This window comes from Psychroserpens jangbogonensis, assembly GCF_000797465.1.
Taxonomy (GTDB): domain Bacteria; phylum Bacteroidota; class Bacteroidia; order Flavobacteriales; family Flavobacteriaceae; genus Psychroserpens; species Psychroserpens jangbogonensis.
In genome coordinates this window covers 1-300 of record NZ_JSWG01000031.1, presented here as the reverse complement: position 1 = coordinate 300, position 300 = coordinate 1, and the positions used below count along the sequence as shown (strand labels likewise).

Annotated in this window: 1 protein-coding gene; it reads left to right on the top strand. The window is 36.0% G+C overall.

Features of this window, described 5'->3' with window-relative positions:
- Positions 1 to 300 (top strand): hypothetical protein (locus tag RH81_RS16115; RefSeq protein WP_033962427.1); only part of this gene is annotated, 300 nt, incomplete at both ends.

Here is a 300-nt window from a genome sequence, read left to right as displayed (position 1 = left end):
GTACCTGATGGTTTAACGAGTATAGACATTTCCATAAAGAATCAGGAGATAACGGGAAACAATCCTAATTATTCTGTGAGTTATTATTTAACACAAGGGGATGCAGATACTGCATTAAATCCTTTACCTGTACCTTATACAAACATCGTTAATGGACAAATAATTTTCGTACGTGTACAAGATATTAATACAGGTTGTTATGCCACAACAGTTTTAACCTTAATTGTAGAGCAGGCACCTATTGCTAATACACCTACACCCTTAGAGTATTGTGATGCCGATAGTGATGGCTTTGGAGTA